We start from the raw sequence: 15,794 nt of genomic DNA, 5'->3' as shown, positions 1-15,794 counted from the left end.
ACGCCGCGGGGCAGTTGGCCCGCGGCGTTTTTTTTTGCATCGGCGGCCGGTGACCTGGCGCCGATCAGGCGTCGGCCCAGCGACGTAGCAGATTGTGATAGATGCCCGTGAGGCTCACGACGGTCGCGTCGTTCGAGCCTCGTTCCGCCGCGAGCGTCTGCACGTCGTTGTCGAGCTGGAACAGTGTCGCGCGCTGGCCGTCGTCGCGCACCATGCTCTGAATCCAGAAGAATGACGCGACCCGCACGCCGCGCGTGACCGGGCTCACGTGATGCAGGCTCGAAGCGGGGTAGAGCACCATGTCGCCGGCCGGCAGTTTCGCGCGATGCACGCCGTAGGTGTCCTCGATGCAAAGCTCGCCCCCGTCGTAGGTGTCCGGTTCGGCGAGGAACAGCGTAGCCGACAGGTCGCTGCGGATGCGGAAGTCAGTGCCGCGCAACTGGCGGATCGCATTGTCGACGTGCGTGCCGAAGCCGTCGCCGCCGGTATAACGATTGAAGAGCGGCGGGAAGACTTTCAGCGGCAACGCGGCGGAAAAGAAGCGCGCGTTGCGGCCGAGCGCGTCCTGAATCGCATCGCCGATCGTACGCGCGGCGGGTGAGCCTTCGGGCAGCTGCTGGTTGCGCTTGGCTTGCGCCGATTGCTGGCCTGAAGTCGCATTACCGTCGATCCATTGCGCCGCGTCGAGCATTTCGCGGCATTGCGCGACCTGCTGTTTGTTGAGTACGGCGGGTAAATGCAGCATCATGTGCGCGGCTCCTGCGTCAGGTTTGGCGTGGCGCTGATTTGCGTGTTCATGTCGAGGCTCGCATTCGCACTGGCATTCGCATTGGCGTTTGCGCCAAGGCTGCGTTCGAGTGCGCAAAACGCGCTAACGGGAGAAGCGGCCAGCCATGCGCGCATCTTCGCAACGAAAGCGCCGGTCGCGGTGTGCGGCACACGTTGCAACCATTGCAATGCTTCCGCGATTTCGCCACGCTCGGCGAGCAGCCGCGCGTAATTGAACTGCCCGCGAAAATCGCCGCCTTGCGCGGCGCGTCGATAGTACTCCAGCGCGATATCCGCATCGGCATCGACGCTCCAGCCGTCCTCGTAAAAGCTGCCGACGAAGTTCAACGACTTCGCATGCCCGAGTTCGGCAGCACGCAAGAACCACTGCAATGCCTGCGCGCGATCGCATTCGATGCCATGACCGAGCGCCAACGCCGACGCATAGTTGTACATGCCCCAGTCGAGCCCGGCTTGTGCCGCGAGCCGATACCAGTACACGGCGACCGGCGCGCAGGCGGCCGTGCCCCAGCCATGTTCGTAGCAGCGGCCGAGCATGTTCATCGCCATCGGATGATCGCGCCGGGCCGCGTGCCGGAACCAGACGAACGCTTCGTCGACGTCGCGCTCGACGCCGTGACCCTCGAGCAGGTACTGGCCGTACACGGCCTGCGCCTCGACGATGCCGTTGCGCGCGGCCGCCGCGACCCACGCGGCGGCACGCTCGGGCGGCCCCGCGAGGATGGCGGCGAGTTCATCGCGCGACACGCTCGCGAGCGTCCGCACCGAGACCTCGTTCTGCGCGCGCGGCATCAGTAGTGCGCGTTGAGCGTCAGGAACGCGGAGCGTCCCGGTGCGATCGACGCGTAGTGCGAGGCGTACGCCTGGTCGTAATACGTGCGGTTGAAGATGTTCTGCACGTTCAGTTGCAGATCGACGTGCTTGTTCACGCGATACGTCGCCATGCCGTCGAAGCGCCAGTACGAGGGCACCGCCCGCAGATTCGCCGTATCCCCATACACCTGCGACACATAGAACGCGCCTCCGCCGATCGTGAACTTCGGCAGCACGTCGTAGTTGGTCCACAGGCTGATGCTGTTCTTCGGCGTGTTCGGGAACTGATGACCGTTATCCGACGTGGTCTTGCCGTTGTTGCGCAGCTCGCTCTTCAGATACGTGTAGCCGCCGAACACCTGCCACTTGTTGGTCAGTTGACCCGCCACGCCGAACTCGAACCCCTGCACGCGCTTGTTGCCGACCATCGCGTAGGTGTTGTCTGGCAGCGTGACGCGCGCATTGGTCGTGTCGATCTGGAACAGCGCGCCGGTCAGCGACAGCTTGTTGTCGAGCACGTTCCACTTGCTGCCCACTTCGACGCTGCGGTTCTTTTCCGGCGACAACAGCGCCGCGTTCGGACCGACGCCTCTGGACGGTATCAGCGACTGCGTTTCGCTGCCCTGGCCGAGCAGCGCGCCAGCCGGCGTCGACGACGTGGAGATCGACGCATAGATGCTGCCGTTCGAGGCCGGCTTGAACACGAGGCCGAACTGGTAGTTGAACAGCGTGTCGTCGCGCGACACACGCGTCGCGCCGTTGGCGACGGTATTGCGCAGTTCGGTCGAATAATCGTCGACGCGCAGGCCGACGTTGGCCTGCCAGCGCCCGGTCAACTCGATCGTATCGAACGCGTAGATCGATTTGGTGGTGGTGCGTTGCTGGCTCGGGTCGTTGGTTTGCCTGATCGATCCGGCCCACGGATCGTTCGGATTCGGCGTCCAAAGACTCGTGCAGTTATAGCCCGACGCCGCGCCAATGCCTTGGGTTGCGCAGATCGCGCCGGTCGCGGCCGCCACCGTGTACGAATCGTTGACGCTGGTTTCGCGCGACAACTCGATACCGGTCGTGAAGCTGTGCTTCAGGAAGCCCGTCTTGAACTCGCCGAACAGTTCGGTCTGGTTCGCGAGGCTGTACACGTTGCTCGCGCGTGTATTCGCGCGGCGCCACACCTTGCCGTTGACGACGTTGCCCTGGCTGTCATCGGGCTGGGTCCAGATGTAGTCCTGGGTCGACTTCGTGTAGCGCGTCGTGTTGCGGATCGTCAGGTCGCCGTTGATGTCGTGTTCGATGCGCACGGTGCCGATATCCGAACTCGTCTTGCGGAAGTCGCGGTCGATCAGGCCGTAAAAGTTGTGGCGGTCCACCGGCGCCGGGAAGATCGTGCTGACGTTCGCCGGCTTGTTGGTCGTCGTGTAGAAGTACGGGATGCCGCTGTCGGGCAGATCGTCGGTGGTGAGGTGATAGTAGCTTGCAGTCACGCGGGTCGGCGTGCCGAGACCGTACGTGAACGACGGCGCGATGCCCCAGCGCTCGTTGTTGACCGCATCGCGGCCGGCCAGGTCGTTGTTGTGGCTCATCACGTTCAGGCGGAACGCCGCGTGGTCGGCCATCTGCCAGTTGCCGTCGGCGGTGAAGCGGCGATAGCGGTCGGTGCCGAGGCCGACGCTGCCGTCGGCGGTCGTGCCCAGATGCGGCGTCTTCGTGATCAGGTTGATGCTGCCACCCGCGCCGCCGCGGCCGCCGAACGCGCCGTCCGAACCCTTCGTCACTTCGATGCTTTCGATGTTGAACACTTCGCGCGTGGTCGCGCCGATATCGCGCATGCCGTCGACGAACGTGCTGCCCTGCGCGTCGTAGCCGCGAATGAACGGCCGGTCGCCGAGCGGGTTGCCGCCTTCGCCGGCGCCGAACGTGATGCCGGGCACGGTGCGCAGCGCTTCAGTTAGCGTCGATGCGCCGGTGCTGCGAATCAGCTCCTCGGGAATCACCGTGACCGACTTCGGCGTATCGACGAGCGGTGCAGTGAATTTGACCGACGCGGAGTGATCGGTCTTGAAGCCATCGTCCGACTGGCCTTGCACGGAAATCGGCGCGAGCTGGCCCTCGCGCTCGGGGGGCGCGGCGGCCGTGGTGCCCTGCGCGAGGGCGGGGCCGGCGGCCAGTACGCCGCACAGTGTCGTGCTGATTTTGCCGAGCTTCGGATCGTCGGACCGCAACTTCATGTTTATCCCCGTCGAGTTCGGGAAGCCGGGGCCGGTGCTAGTTTCCTTACCCGGGCATTCCATGTTTATTACAAAGTCATTTCGCGACGGATTGTATTCAATTGCCACGTAATTGAGAAGCGTTCTCAATAGAAATTTTGGCTGGAGCTGCTTGGGAAGATATGCGGCGAATGTGGGTTGAAAGTGAGATCGCTGAGAATTGCTGTATGAAGGCGGGTGTTTGGCGGCTATACCGTGCATAGCCTATCTCTGGGAGGGATGGCGCGAAGGGCGTGGCGAGGAGCAGTTTTGAGAATCGCTGTCCTCGCCCTGTTGCGGAAGAGGGCGAAAACCGGTCGTTCAAGAGGCCCATTGCGGGCACTCTTGTCCGTCGTTTCTTTCACGGAAGTAACAAAATCAGGCGCTCGATCGAGCCGCCTCGGACCATCCGGCTAAAACCGCTCGACGCGAAACGGCCGCGGATCGACCAGCGTCTGCTCGCCGGTCATCATCTCGGCGATCAGCCGCCCCGTCACCGGTCCGAGCGTCAGACCATGATGCGCATGGCCAAACGCGAACCACAGCCCCTGATGTTTCGTCGCGGGCCCGATGATCGGCATCATGTCCGGCGTGCACGGGCGCCGTCCCATCCACGGTTCCGGGTCCAGGCGTTCGCCGAGCGGAAACAGCGTGCGCGCGATGGGTTCGGCCGCATCGAGCTGCACCGGCGTCTTGGCCGCTTCGGGGCGCGCGATTTCGACGCCCGTGGTCAATCGGATGCCGCGCGCCATCGGTGCGAGTACATAGCCGTGGTCGACGTCGAGAATCGGATGGTTGAGGTGCGCAGTCCGACGCGCTGCGTAGTGCATGTGATAGCCACGCTTGACCGCGAGCGGCAGCCGATACCCGAGCCGCGTGCTCGCGCGATCCGACCACGGCCCGAGCGCGATCACCGCCGCTGCGGCCGAGATCGGCCCGTCCCGCGTATCGACCTGCCAGCCTTCGCGCAGCGTATCGGCATCGCCGATGAAGAACCGTCCGCCGAGCGCTTCGAAGTACCGCGCGTACGCGGTGACGAGCGCGTTCGGATCGCTGACCGAATCGGATTGCGGATAGCGCAGCCCGCCTTGCAGGCGCTTGTCGAGATCGGGTTCGAGCTGTTGCAGGCGCGGGGCGTCGAGCGTTTCGAACTCGACGCCGTATTCGCGATGCCACCGTTCGGCAAGCATGATTTCGGCATCGCGCGCGGCGGTGTGGCGAAACACCTTGATCCAGCCGATGGGCCGCAGCAGCGCGCTCGCACCGGCGTCCGCGGCGAGCGCGCGATGTTCGCTGACGCAATGCTCGATCAATGTCGCGTACGACTTCGCGATTTCCGCGTGCTTCGCCGGATGTGAGTTGCGCCAGTAGCGCCATAGAAACGGTGCAACCTGGAGCATTGCGTCGGCGTGATAGCGCACGTCGGGCGACTGGTTGCGCGCGTAGCGCAGCAGCGTGCCGAGCCCGCGCGGAAACGCGTACGGATAGACGCCTTCGCGCTGGATCAGCCCGGCGTTGCCGAACGACGTCTCGTTGCCCGGCTGCTTGCGGTCGATCAGTGCAACCGCGCGCCCGCGCTTCTGCAGATGCACGGCGACGCATACCCCGACAATGCCGGCGCCGAGCACCACGGTATCGAATTTCATGCTGCCTGTCCGCCTTGCGTGTGTTCTGTGTGTTGTCGACGCTCCGCAGTGTTCAGTGCGAGGCGATGCGCCAGCTTTCATCTTATACAGGGATAGGCTCGCTTCGCTATTGGCAAAAAACCGCGCTCGATAAAACGCGCGAATGCCAGGTTCGATCGGGCAAAACCGGGTCTTTCGACGCACGATCGAGCAAGCGACTTCGGACTCGTTGGCCCCAGCGTGTAAACTGCTGACTTTTTTGCGTCCGGTGGTATGTTGCAAGCCCCTCAGCGCAGCGCCCTCAGCGGCCCCGCGCTCGTTCGCTTACTGGCCCGTCTCGTCGAGGCCGACGTCGCCGAATCGCGCCAATCGCTGGCGGATCGGCTGAGCCAGTGGCTCGGCTGGACCGACGCTATCGCGTTGTCATCGGCGCTCGACGGCAAGCCGCCCGCCGTCGCTGGTGGCGCGCGCGCGTTCGGTCGCGCGGAAGAGGAAGAGTGCACGCGTGTGCGCCGCTCGCTGGTGAGCGCAATCGCCAGCGATAGTGTGCTCGCGGGCTCACGGCGGCGTGGCTCGTCGTCTTTGTCTGCCCGGATGTCGGCACCGCGCGTGGCCGTCGACACGCAGACCGACTATGCGGTCTTCAGGCAGCGCTATCTCGCGCTTCAGCAGTCGATGGAAACTGCGATCGGCACGTTACGCGGGCGGCTGCGCGCGCTGCTGGCGACGCAAGCGCCGGCGCTTGCGCGGCTCGCGGTCGTCGATGCGGTGATGGAGCGTGCGCTCGGCGAGCGCGAGCGGACTTTGCTCGGCGCGGTGCCCGGCCTGCTCGGCGGGCACTTCGAGCGCTTGAAAGAGGGGGAGGCCCGGAGGGTCGCGGAGGCGGAAGCGACCGACGCCAGCAACGCTGCCGCGCCGCTCGCGTCCGACGCATGGCTCGACGCCTTCGGCAAGGACATGCAAAGCGTTTTGCTGGCCGAGCTGGACGTTCGTTTTCAACCGGTCGAAGGGCTGCTCGCGGCTCTTCGCGCCTGCTAACTGGGACCCCATGTCCAGATATCGTATCGATCTCGTTGTATTTCTCGCGGGGCTCGCCGCGGCGTGCTGGATCGCCGTCGGTTACGCCGTCTCCAATGCGCTCGCGTTCGCCGTCACGCTGCTGATCGGCGTCTTCTATGTGCTGGGCGCGCTCGAATTGCGCCGCTATAGTCAGGCGACCGCTACGCTGACGGGCGCGCTTGCTGCGCTGTCCGGACCACCGCCGAGCCTTGCCGCGTTTCTCGAACCCGTCCATCCGAATCTGCGCAATAGCGTGCGGCTGCGCGTCGAAGGCGAGCGCGTCGCGTTGCCGGGACCCGCGTTGACGCCGTATCTGGTCGGCCTGCTGGTGTTGCTCGGCATGCTCGGCACGCTGCTCGGCATGGTGATGACGCTGCGCGGCACCGGCCTCGCGCTGGAGAGCGCAAGCGACCTGCAGGCGATCCGCGCATCGCTGGCGGCGCCGGTCAAGGGGCTGAGCTTTGCGTTCGGCACCTCGATCGCGGGTGTCGCGACGTCGGCGATGCTCGGGCTGCTGTCGGCGCTATGCCGCCGCGAGCGGCTCGAAGCGGCGCAACAGCTCGACGTGAAGATCGCGACGACTTTGCGCGTGTACTCGCAGAGCCATCAGCGCGACGAAAGCTTCCGGCTGCTGCAACGCCAGGCCGAAGCGACGCCGCTGCTGGTCGAACGTCTGCAGACGATGATGAGCGCGCTCGAACAGCAGAGCGCCGCGTCGAACGAGCGGCAGATCGCGAGTCTCGACGCGTTTTACGGACGCACCGAAGCGGCTTATCTGCGTCTGGCCGGTGTGATCGAGCAGTCGCTGAAAGACAGCGTGGCCGGCAGCGCCCAGGCTGCGGGCCGGGCCCTGCAGCCGGTCGTCGAAGCGACGATGGCCGGCCTTTCGCGCGAAACCGCCGCGTTGCACGACGCGGTGACCCAGGCCGTGCAGCGCCAGCTCGACGGCATGTCGAGCGGCTTCGCGGCGACCAGCGCGAACCTCGCCGACATTTGCAGCAGCGCGCTCGCCGGACATCGGCAGGCGAGCGACGAGTTGGCCGCGCAACAGCGCGCTTCGGTCGAACGCGTTGCCGAAGCGTTCGAACAGCGTTCGGCCGCGTTGCTCGACGGCGTGTCCGCGCGGCTCGAAGCGACGGCCAGCGGCATCTCGCAGGCGTGGGGCGACGCGTTGGCAAAGCAGCAAAGCGCGGGCGACAAGCTCGCCGCCAACAACGAGCAGGCGTTGGCGCGCGCCGCCGCGACGTTCGAACAGCATGCCGCGGCGTTGCTGAGTGCTGTCGGTAGCTCGCATACGAACTTGCAGACGGAGCTGACTGCGCGCGACGAGCAGCGTTTGAGCGCATGGGCGGAGGCGCTCGACGCGATGGGCGCGAAGCTCGGCGAGCAATGGCGGCAGACGGGTGCGCAAGCCGCCAGCCATCAGCAGCAAATTTGCGACGCGCTTGCACAGACGGCGCGCGAAATTTCTGCGCAGACGCAAACGCACGCCAGCGCGACGATCGCCGAAATCGATCGACTGGTGCAAGCAGCGGCCGAAGCACCGAAGGCCGCAGCAAACTTGCAAGCCGAACTCGCCGCGCGCGACGAACAGCGCTTCGCCGCGTGGACCGAAGCGCTCGGTGCGATGACTGCAAAGCTCAGCGAGCAATGGCAGCAAACGGGTTCGCAAGCTGCAAGCCATCAGCAGCAAATCTGCGACGCGCTCGCGCAAACGGCACGCGATATCTCCGCGCAGACGCAAACGCATGCGAGCGCGACGATCGCCGAAATCGATCGACTGGTGCAGGCCGCGGCCGAAGCACCGAAGGCCGCAGCAAACCTGCAAGCCGAACTCGCCGCGCGCGACGAACAGCGCTTCGCCGCATGGACCGAAGCGCTCGGTGCGATGACCGCAAAGCTCAGCGAACAATGGCAGCAGACGGGTTCGCAAACGGCGACCCGTCAGCAGCAGATCTGCGACGCGCTCGCGCAGACCGCACACGATATCTCCGCGCAGACGCAAACCCACGCCAGCGCGACGATTGCCGAGATCGAACGCCTCGTGCAGGCGGCATCGGAAGCGCCGAAGGCCGCCGCCGAAGTCGTCGCGGAGCTGCGCCAGAAGCTCTCCGACAGCATGGTCCGCGACACCGCGATGCTGGAAGAGCGCAGCCGTCTGCTCGCCACGCTGGAAACGCTGCTGGACGCGGTCAATCACGCGTCGACCGAACAGCGCAGCGCCGTCGATGCCTTGGTCTCGACGTCGGCGGATCTGCTCGAACGCGTCGGCAATCGCTTCACCGAGCACCTCGAGCACGAGACCGGCAAGCTCGGCACGGTCGCCGCGCAGGTCACCGGCAGCGCGGCCGAAGTCGCGAGTCTCGGCGAAGCGTTCGGCGCGGCCGTCGGCATGTTCGGCGAAGCGAACGACAAGCTCGTCGCGCATCTCGAACGCATCGAAGCGGCGCTCGACAAATCGCTTGCCCGTAGCGACGAACAGCTCGCCTACTACGTCGCACAGGCGCGCGATGTGGTCGATCTCAGCGTGATGTCGCAGAAGCAGATCGTCGAAGACCTGCAGTTGCTGGCCGCGCAGCGCGCGACCGCCGGAGCCGACGCGGTATGAGCGAGGACATCGACGGCGGCGTGGAAACGGCCGCGCCGGTCTGGGCCTCGTTCGGCGATCTGATGTCGGTGCTGGTCGGCGCGTTCGTGCTGATTCTGGTAAGCGTGATCGGCATGCAGCTCGTGCTATCGAACAAGCTCGAGCAGGAGGTCAAGCAGCGCCAGGCCGAAACGCAGCGGCGCAAGACGCTCGAGCAGGCGCTCGCGGGACCGCTCGCGGCGGGGCGCGTGACGCTCGTCAATGGCCGCATCGGCATTAGCGGCAACGTGCTGTTCGCGCTGAACTCCGCGCAGCTGCAGCCCGAGGGCCGCGCGCTACTGAAGAGCCTCGCCGGTCCGCTGTCCGCGTATCTGCGCGCGAGCGATCAGATCCTGATGGTCAGCGGCTTCACCGACGATCAACGCCTGCGCGAAGGCAATCGACGCTTCGCCGATAACTGGGAGCTGTCAGCGCAGCGCGCGTTGACGGTCACGCGCACGCTGATCGACGAGGGCGTGCCGGCGTCGTCGGTGTTTGCGGCGGCGTTCGGCGCCGAGCAGCCGGTCAGTTCGAATGCCGACGAATCCGGCCGCGCGAAAAACCGCCGCGTCGAAATCGCGCCGGTGCCGCGGCCGTCGAGCGCGGCGACGGCGGAGAAGTCCGGTGCTTGACGACGCAATCGAAGCGGCTCGCGCGACGCTCGATGCATGGCGCGCGAGCGGTGCGGATCGGCTCGATCCGCTGCGCTTTCATCTGCTCGAAGCGCTTGCGCGGCGCGCGGCGCGGCACAGCGGCGAGACGCGACGGGTGATCGAGCAACGATTGGCGGCATTACTGGCCGAATATGCGGCCGAGGTCGAGCGTGCGGCCGTGGCCGAAAGCGCGTTGCAAGCCACTCCCGTTGAAACCGACGCGCCCAGCGACGCCACGCTCGCGGCGCTGATCGAACGGCTTGCCCGCCACCACGCGCGGGCCGACGCTCCGCACGCCGCCGCCTATCCCGAACTCCCCGCGCTCGACTACTTCCGCGAAGTCTGGTCGAAAGTCCGCACCGAAAAGCAGTTGCGCCAGTCGCTCGCGCAGGTGCCCGGCAACGCGGGGCCGCTCAATTCGAGCAGCCTCGTGCATCGTGCGCTGTCGTTGATGCGCGAGCTGTCGCCGGGGTATCTGAAGCAGTTTCTGTCGTATGTCGATACGCTGTCGTGGCTCGAGCAGATGAACGGCGGCGCACCGGTCGAGAAGGAAGCGCCGCGCGCCGCGACGACCGCCAAGGGCGCTCGCAGGAAGGCGCGCTAACGCGCCAACGGCGGCTGGAAGCTGCTTGCGCCAAGCCGCCGGGCATTTCATCACGGCATTACCCCTCGTTGCTTGCCAGACGTTTCGTCTTCGCGCGCCGCGCGAGCATGTTCATCCCCTCGACGAACGCGGAGAACGCCATCGCCGCGTAGATATAGGCCTTCGGCACGTGCGAGCCGAAACCATCGGCGATCAGCGTCATGCCGATCACGAGCAGGAAGCTCAGCGCCAGTATCACCATGGTCGGATTGCGATCGATGAAACGCGCGAGCGGCTGCGCCGCGAACAGCATCACCATGATCGATACGATCACCGCGACGAACATGATCGGCAGGTGCTCGGTCATGCCGACCGCGGTGATGATGCTGTCGACCGAAAACACGATGTCGAGCAGGATGATCTGACCGATCGCGGCGGCTACGGTCAGCTGTACGGTCGAGTTCGAGTTCGCGGTGACTTCGTCATCGGGGATCATGTGCTGACGGATTTCGGTGGTCGCTTTCCACACGAGAAACAGGCCGCCAGCGACGAGGATCAGATCGCGCCACGAAAAACCATGATCGAACAGCGTGAACGCGACCGCGGTCAGCTTCGCGATCCAGGCGACGGTGCTGAGCAGAATCAGCCGCATCACCAGCGCGAGCAGCAGCCCGGTGCGCTGTGTGCGTGCGCGTTGCGCTTCCGGCAAGCGGTTGCTGAGGATCGAAATGAAGATCAGGTTATCGATGCCGAGCACGATTTCCATCACGATCAGCGTAACCAGTGCGGCCCAGGCGGCGGGATCGGCAACGAGTGCAAACAGGGAGTCCATGAGGTGGGGCGAGCGAGTGCGCCGCGAGCGGCGGAATCGCCATCATCGGCCTGTTCACGGTTCGAATGAACCAGTGCTAATCTGAACGACATTTCGGTTTTTTCGAAGTATCGGATCCGCATGCTCAACTATCGTCACCTGTACTACTTCTGGATCGTCATGAAGGAGGGCGGCTTCGCGCGCGCGGCCGCGAGACTCGACATGGCCGTGCAGACGATCAGCGCGCAGGTTCGCGAACTCGAGAAAGCGCTCGGGCGCCAGCTATTGAAGCCCGCCGGGCGTGGCGTCGCGATGACCGAAGCCGGTGAGCAGGCGTTCAATCGTGCGGAGCAGATATTTCAGTTGGGCGAGGCGTTGCTCGATGAGATGCGCGAGACGAGCGGCGCGGAGTCGGTGCGGCTCGCGGTCGGTTTGTCGGATGGGATTTCGAAGCTCGCCGCGCATGCGTTGCTCGCGCCGGTGCTAGCCACGCCGTCGCTAAGGCTGCTGTGTCACGAGGGGGAGCCCGCGCAACTGTTGTCGGAGCTCGCGCTGCATCGGCTCGACCTGGTGCTCGCCTGTCAGCTGGCGCCGCACGGCGCGGACCTGCGCGTGCTGAGCCAGCGCGTCGCGGGCTCGCCGGTCGACTGGTACGGGCCCGCGCAGATCGTGCGCAAGCCGGCGCGCGACGGCTTTCCGCACTGTCTCGCGGACCTGCCCGTGCTGCTGCCGACCCGCCACGGCGCACTGCGCGCGCGGCTCGACCGCTGGTTCGAGGCGCAGGGAATCAGGCCGCGCGTCGTCGGCGAATTCGAGGACAGCGCGTTGATGGCGGTGTTCGCGGCGCGCGGGCTCGGCGTGTTTCCGCTGGCGGAGCTCGGCGCCGACGATCTCACGTTATTGCGGGGCTTGCGCTGGCTCGGCCGCGCGGACGGCGTAATCGAGGAGATTCACGCGATCCGCTCGCGACGCGGCCAGCATCATGCGCTCGCGTCGCAGGTGATCGCGGCGGCGCAGTCGTGAGGGCATCTCACCGTCGCGGCGCGCGCGCATCAGAACGCGTGGCGCATGCCCACCGTGACCGCGACCTGTGAATTCGTCGACGACGGCGACAGTGTGTTGATCATCGCGTGCGACAACACCGAATCGGCCGGTGCGCCGTGCGCGTTCTGGTACACGCCTTCCAGGTAGAAGTCGGTGCGCTTGCTGAGCGCGTAGTCGGTCTGCAGCATCGCGCTGTTCCACGCCGGCGACGAGCCGTTATACGCGCCGTGCGTGAAGGTGTACGCGCCCGATACGCTCCAGGCGGGGCTCAGCGCGTACTTCGCGTTAACCTCGTAGTTGTCGAGATGCAGCGAGCCGCTGAGCGTGCCGGTGGCGTCGCCGGCCGCGCCGAGATAGCCGCCGGTGCCGAACGAGAACACGCCCGCGACGTCGTCGATCTGCGTGTGGCTCCAGACGAGACCGACGCTCGCCGGTCCGAACGTGTAGTTGCCGCCGAGCGACCACACGCGCTGGCGCCTGGCGATGAAGTTCGCGCTGGTGTCGGCGGTGGTCACGGCGCCGGCGCCGTTGCCCGCGTTGTCGAGCTGCAGGTAGCCGGCCGCCAGGTTCAGCGGGCCCCGCGCGTACGCAAGGCCGAAGCCGTAGGAGCGGTTGTTCGCGAAGCCGCCGGCCTTGTTGCTGAACGAGTACATCGTCCCGACCGTGAGACCGTGGTACAGCGGGCTCGCGTACTTGACCGAGTTGTTGATCACGACCGAGTTCGCGGCGAGGTTGTCATTTTCGAACGGATGCCCGGCGAGGCTGCCGCCCCACGTGTTATAGCCAGCCGTCAGCGGGCCGACGGCGTCGTTCATTACGTCGAACTGGCGGCCGAACGTCAGCGTGCCGTACGAATCGCTTTGCAGGCCGAGCCATGCCTGCGAGCCGAACCCGCTGCCGGCGAACGCCTGCGCGCCGTTGTTCATCATGAAGCCCTGCTCGAGCTTGAAAACTGCGCGCAGGCCCGCGCCGAGGTCTTCCGAACCCTTCAGGCCGAATACCGTGTTCTGCGTGGTGCCGCTCGCGAGCTGCCAGTTGCTGTGGCCGAGCTGGTTGGTCGTATAGACGATGCCGGCGTCCATCAGGCCGTACAGCGTCACGCTGCTTTGGGCGTGCGCCGATATCGTGAAGGCGCCGCACAGCGCGGCGGCGAGCAGGGTCTTTTTCATCGCGGGTTCCTTGATTGACTAACGTGTTTTTGGACTGATTGGGCTCGTTGCGCGATTCGCTGGACGTCGTAGCGTCGGTTATTTGCTCGCTTTTTATTCCGGACAGCAGTGAGCCGATGGCTGGGTAACCGGGTATCGGGTGATTTAGCGAATCAGCCACAAGCACGCGGCGTGCTCGGGCCTGACGCGGGGCGCGGAAATCGCGCTCGGGTCGTCCAGCGGAGAAATAAAGCGGGGATTTTTTCGAAAAAGGGTGACGGCGCAAACAACGAAGGGGCGAAGCTTACCGTGTTCGGGTGTGCGCCGGGCGAGGGCACGGCGAAATCGGGGGAAAGACGCGCGAATCTGTGGTAATTCGCGCAAATCGGTTAGATACCGGAACGTGCTGAAAGGCGGCGGCCCGCCCTCGCCGCTTCATCGACACATGGCATAGTGACTGAACCCATCATCACCGGAGGCCGGCATGCGTATCCAGACATCCTTTCTTTTCGACCTCGACGGCACGCTCGTCGACAGCGTCTATCAGCACGTGCTGGCGTGGAAAGAGGCGCTCGACAGCGAGGGTATCCCGCTGTCCGTCTGGCGTATCCATCGCAAGATCGGCATGAGCGGTGGGCTGTTCACGGACCAGTTGCTGCGTGAGACCCACGGCGAGATCAGCGTCGAACGCGCCGAACGGCTGCGGCATGCGCATGCGGCCGCCTATCAGCGGATGCGCGCGCAGGTCTGCCCGCTGCCGGGCGCGCGCGAATTGCTCGCCGCGCTGACGCAAGCCGGCACGCCGTGGGCCGTCGCGACGAGCGGGCGGATGGAAACCGCGTCGCTGAATCTGGCGGCGCTCGGCGTCGATCCGGCCAAGGCGGTCGTCGTCACGCGCGACGACGTCAAATACGCGAAGCCCGATCCCGACCTGTTCCTCGCCGCGGCCGAGCGGCTCGGCGTGCCGATCGAGCACACGGTCGTGGTGGGCGACAGCATCTGGGACATGCTCGCCGCGCGCCGCTGCCGCTCGCTCGGCGTCGGCGTACTGTCGGGTGGCTACGGCACCGAGGAACTGGAGCGCGCGGGCGCGTTGCGCGTCTACGACGATCCGGCCGATCTGCTCGCGCATCTCGACGAGGTGGCGTCGCGGCCGTGAGCCCGGCGTCGCTCAGGGTTTGTTGAGGATCGGCGGCTCAGCCGGGGGCTGAGTGGGGCCCTGAGTGGGTCCCACTTTCGACGATTCGCGCACGAGCTTATCGGTCATCGCCGACGCGACCGGATTCGTGCTGCCGCGGCCGACACCCGGGCCAGGTCCGGGGCCATTGTCAGACGGCATCGGCACGGTGACGCCAGACGGCATCGGCAGCGACGGGTCGGGTTTCGCCGATTCCTTGACCAGCTGATCCGTCAGCATCGCGGCGACGGGGTTGGCGCCGTTCGGGTGTGTGTCGTCGCGCCGGCGGCCTTGGGTCGTCTGGTCGATGCGCGGCCCGTACTGTGGCCTCGATTGGGCTCTTTGCTGCGCGTACGACTGCGGTTTCGAGCGCTCGCGCGCGACCGCGGCCGGATTGCCCGCAGCCGGCGCTGCGTTGTCGATGCGGCCGCTGGCGGTCTGGCCGGCATCGGGCGTGACGCTCGGCGCGGGGGAGGCCGCTGTTGCGGGGAAGGACTGTGCGGGAGCGAGTGCCGGAGCTTGCGCCTGAGCTGGAGGCGGTGCCGGAGCGAGTGCCTGAGCCTGAGCGGGAGCAGGCGGTGCCGGAGCAGCCGACTCCGTCCGCGGGGCCGCCGATTGCGGCGCGATCGGGGCGTTGTTCGCGAGGTCCGCTGGCGGGCTCACCGGTTGCGCCGGCCTCATGCTGCCGCCAATGGCACGCGCCGTGTCCGTCTGCGGTTGCGATTCCACCGTGCCGGTGACGCTGCGAGTCACCGACCCGGTCACGGCCGGCACCTGATCGTCCCTGGGGTACAGCAGATAACCGGCGACGCCCGCATCGATCACGAGCAGCCCAACTATCATCATCTTCCCGGTATTCGTCATATCTAAGCAACAACCATTAAGCAACTGCGATTGACTGATGATAAACGACCATTTCGCCAGCGACGCTTCTCGTCGGCATATTGCGACGCGTCATGATGGTAGATGTCTGATCGGACCTGGCACCGGAACGGTGCGCGGCTGCCGCGATAGGCTTGGCCGGCGCGAGCGAAGCGGGCATTTTTTCCCTGTTCCGCGGTTTTCTTTTCGATCGATCAGTCGCGCCGCATTTGCGCGATAGGCGCCTGCAGGAAAGCGATTTAAGTTGTGCCGTCAATGCCCGGACCCTGTACTATACGAACCATTGCAGACGACCGGCTGCCATAGTTCGATTATCCGGCGTGTAAATGTGACTTGCAGCG

Annotated in this window: 13 protein-coding genes; 6 read left to right on the top strand and 7 right to left on the bottom strand. The window is 65.8% G+C overall.

Annotated features, from left to right (window positions below):
- Positions 1-64: 64 nt before the first annotated feature.
- The 4 genes from AB3X94_RS24870 to AB3X94_RS24855 all read right to left on the bottom strand — a co-directional run bounded on the left by AB3X94_RS24870 (position 65) and on the right by AB3X94_RS24855 (position 5,491).
- Positions 65-748 (bottom strand): Fe2+-dependent dioxygenase, encoded by a 684-nt coding sequence (locus tag AB3X94_RS24870; protein ID WP_368613020.1) that lies wholly within the window; start codon positions 746-748, stop codon positions 65-67.
- Positions 745-1,581 carry a tetratricopeptide repeat protein gene (locus AB3X94_RS24865; protein ID WP_368613019.1) on the bottom strand — a complete coding sequence of 279 codons (837 nt, stop codon included), beginning with the start codon at positions 1,579-1,581 and terminating at the stop codon, positions 745-747. Before AB3X94_RS24865 ends, AB3X94_RS24870 begins: the two co-directional genes overlap by 4 nt.
- A complete protein-coding gene (locus AB3X94_RS24860) occupies positions 1,581-3,827 on the bottom strand; it encodes a TonB-dependent receptor (RefSeq protein WP_368613018.1) in 2,247 nt (748 codons plus the stop codon). The genes AB3X94_RS24865 and AB3X94_RS24860 overlap by 1 nt, the downstream gene beginning before the upstream one ends.
- A 431-nt stretch (positions 3,828-4,258) precedes the next feature.
- Complete coding sequence (locus AB3X94_RS24855; protein WP_368613017.1) at positions 4,259-5,491, bottom strand: NAD(P)/FAD-dependent oxidoreductase; 1,233 nt, start codon at positions 5,489-5,491, stop codon at positions 4,259-4,261.
- A 252-nt stretch (positions 5,492-5,743) separates the two neighbouring features.
- Between AB3X94_RS24855 and AB3X94_RS24850 the strand changes: the two genes are divergently transcribed.
- The 4 genes from AB3X94_RS24850 to AB3X94_RS24835 are packed head-to-tail and all read left to right on the top strand — an operon-like array spanning position 5,744 to position 10,412.
- Positions 5,744-6,508 carry a DUF3348 domain-containing protein gene (locus AB3X94_RS24850; RefSeq protein WP_368613016.1) on the top strand — a complete coding sequence of 255 codons (765 nt, stop codon included), beginning with the start codon at positions 5,744-5,746 and terminating at the stop codon, positions 6,506-6,508.
- 10 nt (positions 6,509-6,518) lie between these two features.
- Positions 6,519-9,137 (top strand): DUF802 domain-containing protein, encoded by a 2,619-nt coding sequence (locus AB3X94_RS24845; RefSeq protein WP_368613015.1) that lies wholly within the window; start codon positions 6,519-6,521, stop codon positions 9,135-9,137.
- On the top strand, positions 9,134-9,787 hold the full coding sequence (locus tag AB3X94_RS24840; protein WP_176106590.1) for an OmpA family protein: 654 nt from the start codon (positions 9,134-9,136) through the stop codon (positions 9,785-9,787). Before AB3X94_RS24845 ends, AB3X94_RS24840 begins: the two co-directional genes overlap by 4 nt.
- Positions 9,780-10,412 carry a DUF2894 domain-containing protein gene (locus AB3X94_RS24835; RefSeq protein ID WP_368613014.1) on the top strand — a complete coding sequence of 211 codons (633 nt, stop codon included), beginning with the start codon at positions 9,780-9,782 and terminating at the stop codon, positions 10,410-10,412. Before AB3X94_RS24840 ends, AB3X94_RS24835 begins: the two co-directional genes overlap by 8 nt.
- 58 nt (positions 10,413-10,470) lie before the next feature.
- Here AB3X94_RS24835 and AB3X94_RS24830 read toward each other — a convergent pair whose 3' ends face one another.
- Positions 10,471-11,223 (bottom strand): TerC family protein, encoded by a 753-nt coding sequence (locus AB3X94_RS24830; RefSeq protein WP_368613013.1) that lies wholly within the window; start codon positions 11,221-11,223, stop codon positions 10,471-10,473.
- 120 nt (positions 11,224-11,343) lie between these two features.
- On the opposite strand from AB3X94_RS24830, the gene AB3X94_RS24825 reads away from it, so the two are divergent.
- Positions 11,344-12,225: a LysR family transcriptional regulator gene (locus AB3X94_RS24825; protein WP_368613012.1), complete on the top strand. Its 882-nt coding sequence runs from the start codon at positions 11,344-11,346 to the stop codon at positions 12,223-12,225.
- A 29-nt stretch (positions 12,226-12,254) separates the two neighbouring features.
- Here AB3X94_RS24825 and AB3X94_RS24820 read toward each other — a convergent pair whose 3' ends face one another.
- Complete coding sequence (locus tag AB3X94_RS24820) at positions 12,255-13,415, bottom strand: porin (protein WP_368613011.1); 1,161 nt, start codon at positions 13,413-13,415, stop codon at positions 12,255-12,257.
- Between the two features lie 463 nt (positions 13,416-13,878).
- On the opposite strand from AB3X94_RS24820, the gene AB3X94_RS24815 reads away from it, so the two are divergent.
- On the top strand, positions 13,879-14,553 hold the full coding sequence (locus tag AB3X94_RS24815; protein WP_176106585.1) for an HAD family hydrolase: 675 nt from the start codon (positions 13,879-13,881) through the stop codon (positions 14,551-14,553).
- A gap of 12 nt (positions 14,554-14,565) precedes the next feature.
- Here AB3X94_RS24815 and AB3X94_RS24810 read toward each other — a convergent pair whose 3' ends face one another.
- Entirely contained in the window at positions 14,566-15,417 is an 852-nt protein-coding gene (locus AB3X94_RS24810; RefSeq protein WP_368613010.1) for a hypothetical protein, read from the bottom strand.
- Positions 15,418-15,794: the final 377 nt, after the last annotated feature.

It is taken from the genome of Paraburkholderia sp. BR10923 (genome assembly GCF_040948765.1).
Lineage (GTDB): Bacteria > Pseudomonadota > Gammaproteobacteria > Burkholderiales > Burkholderiaceae > Paraburkholderia > Paraburkholderia youngii.
Note: the sequence above shows the minus strand (reverse complement) of the source record. Positions and strands in the feature narration are given on the sequence as shown.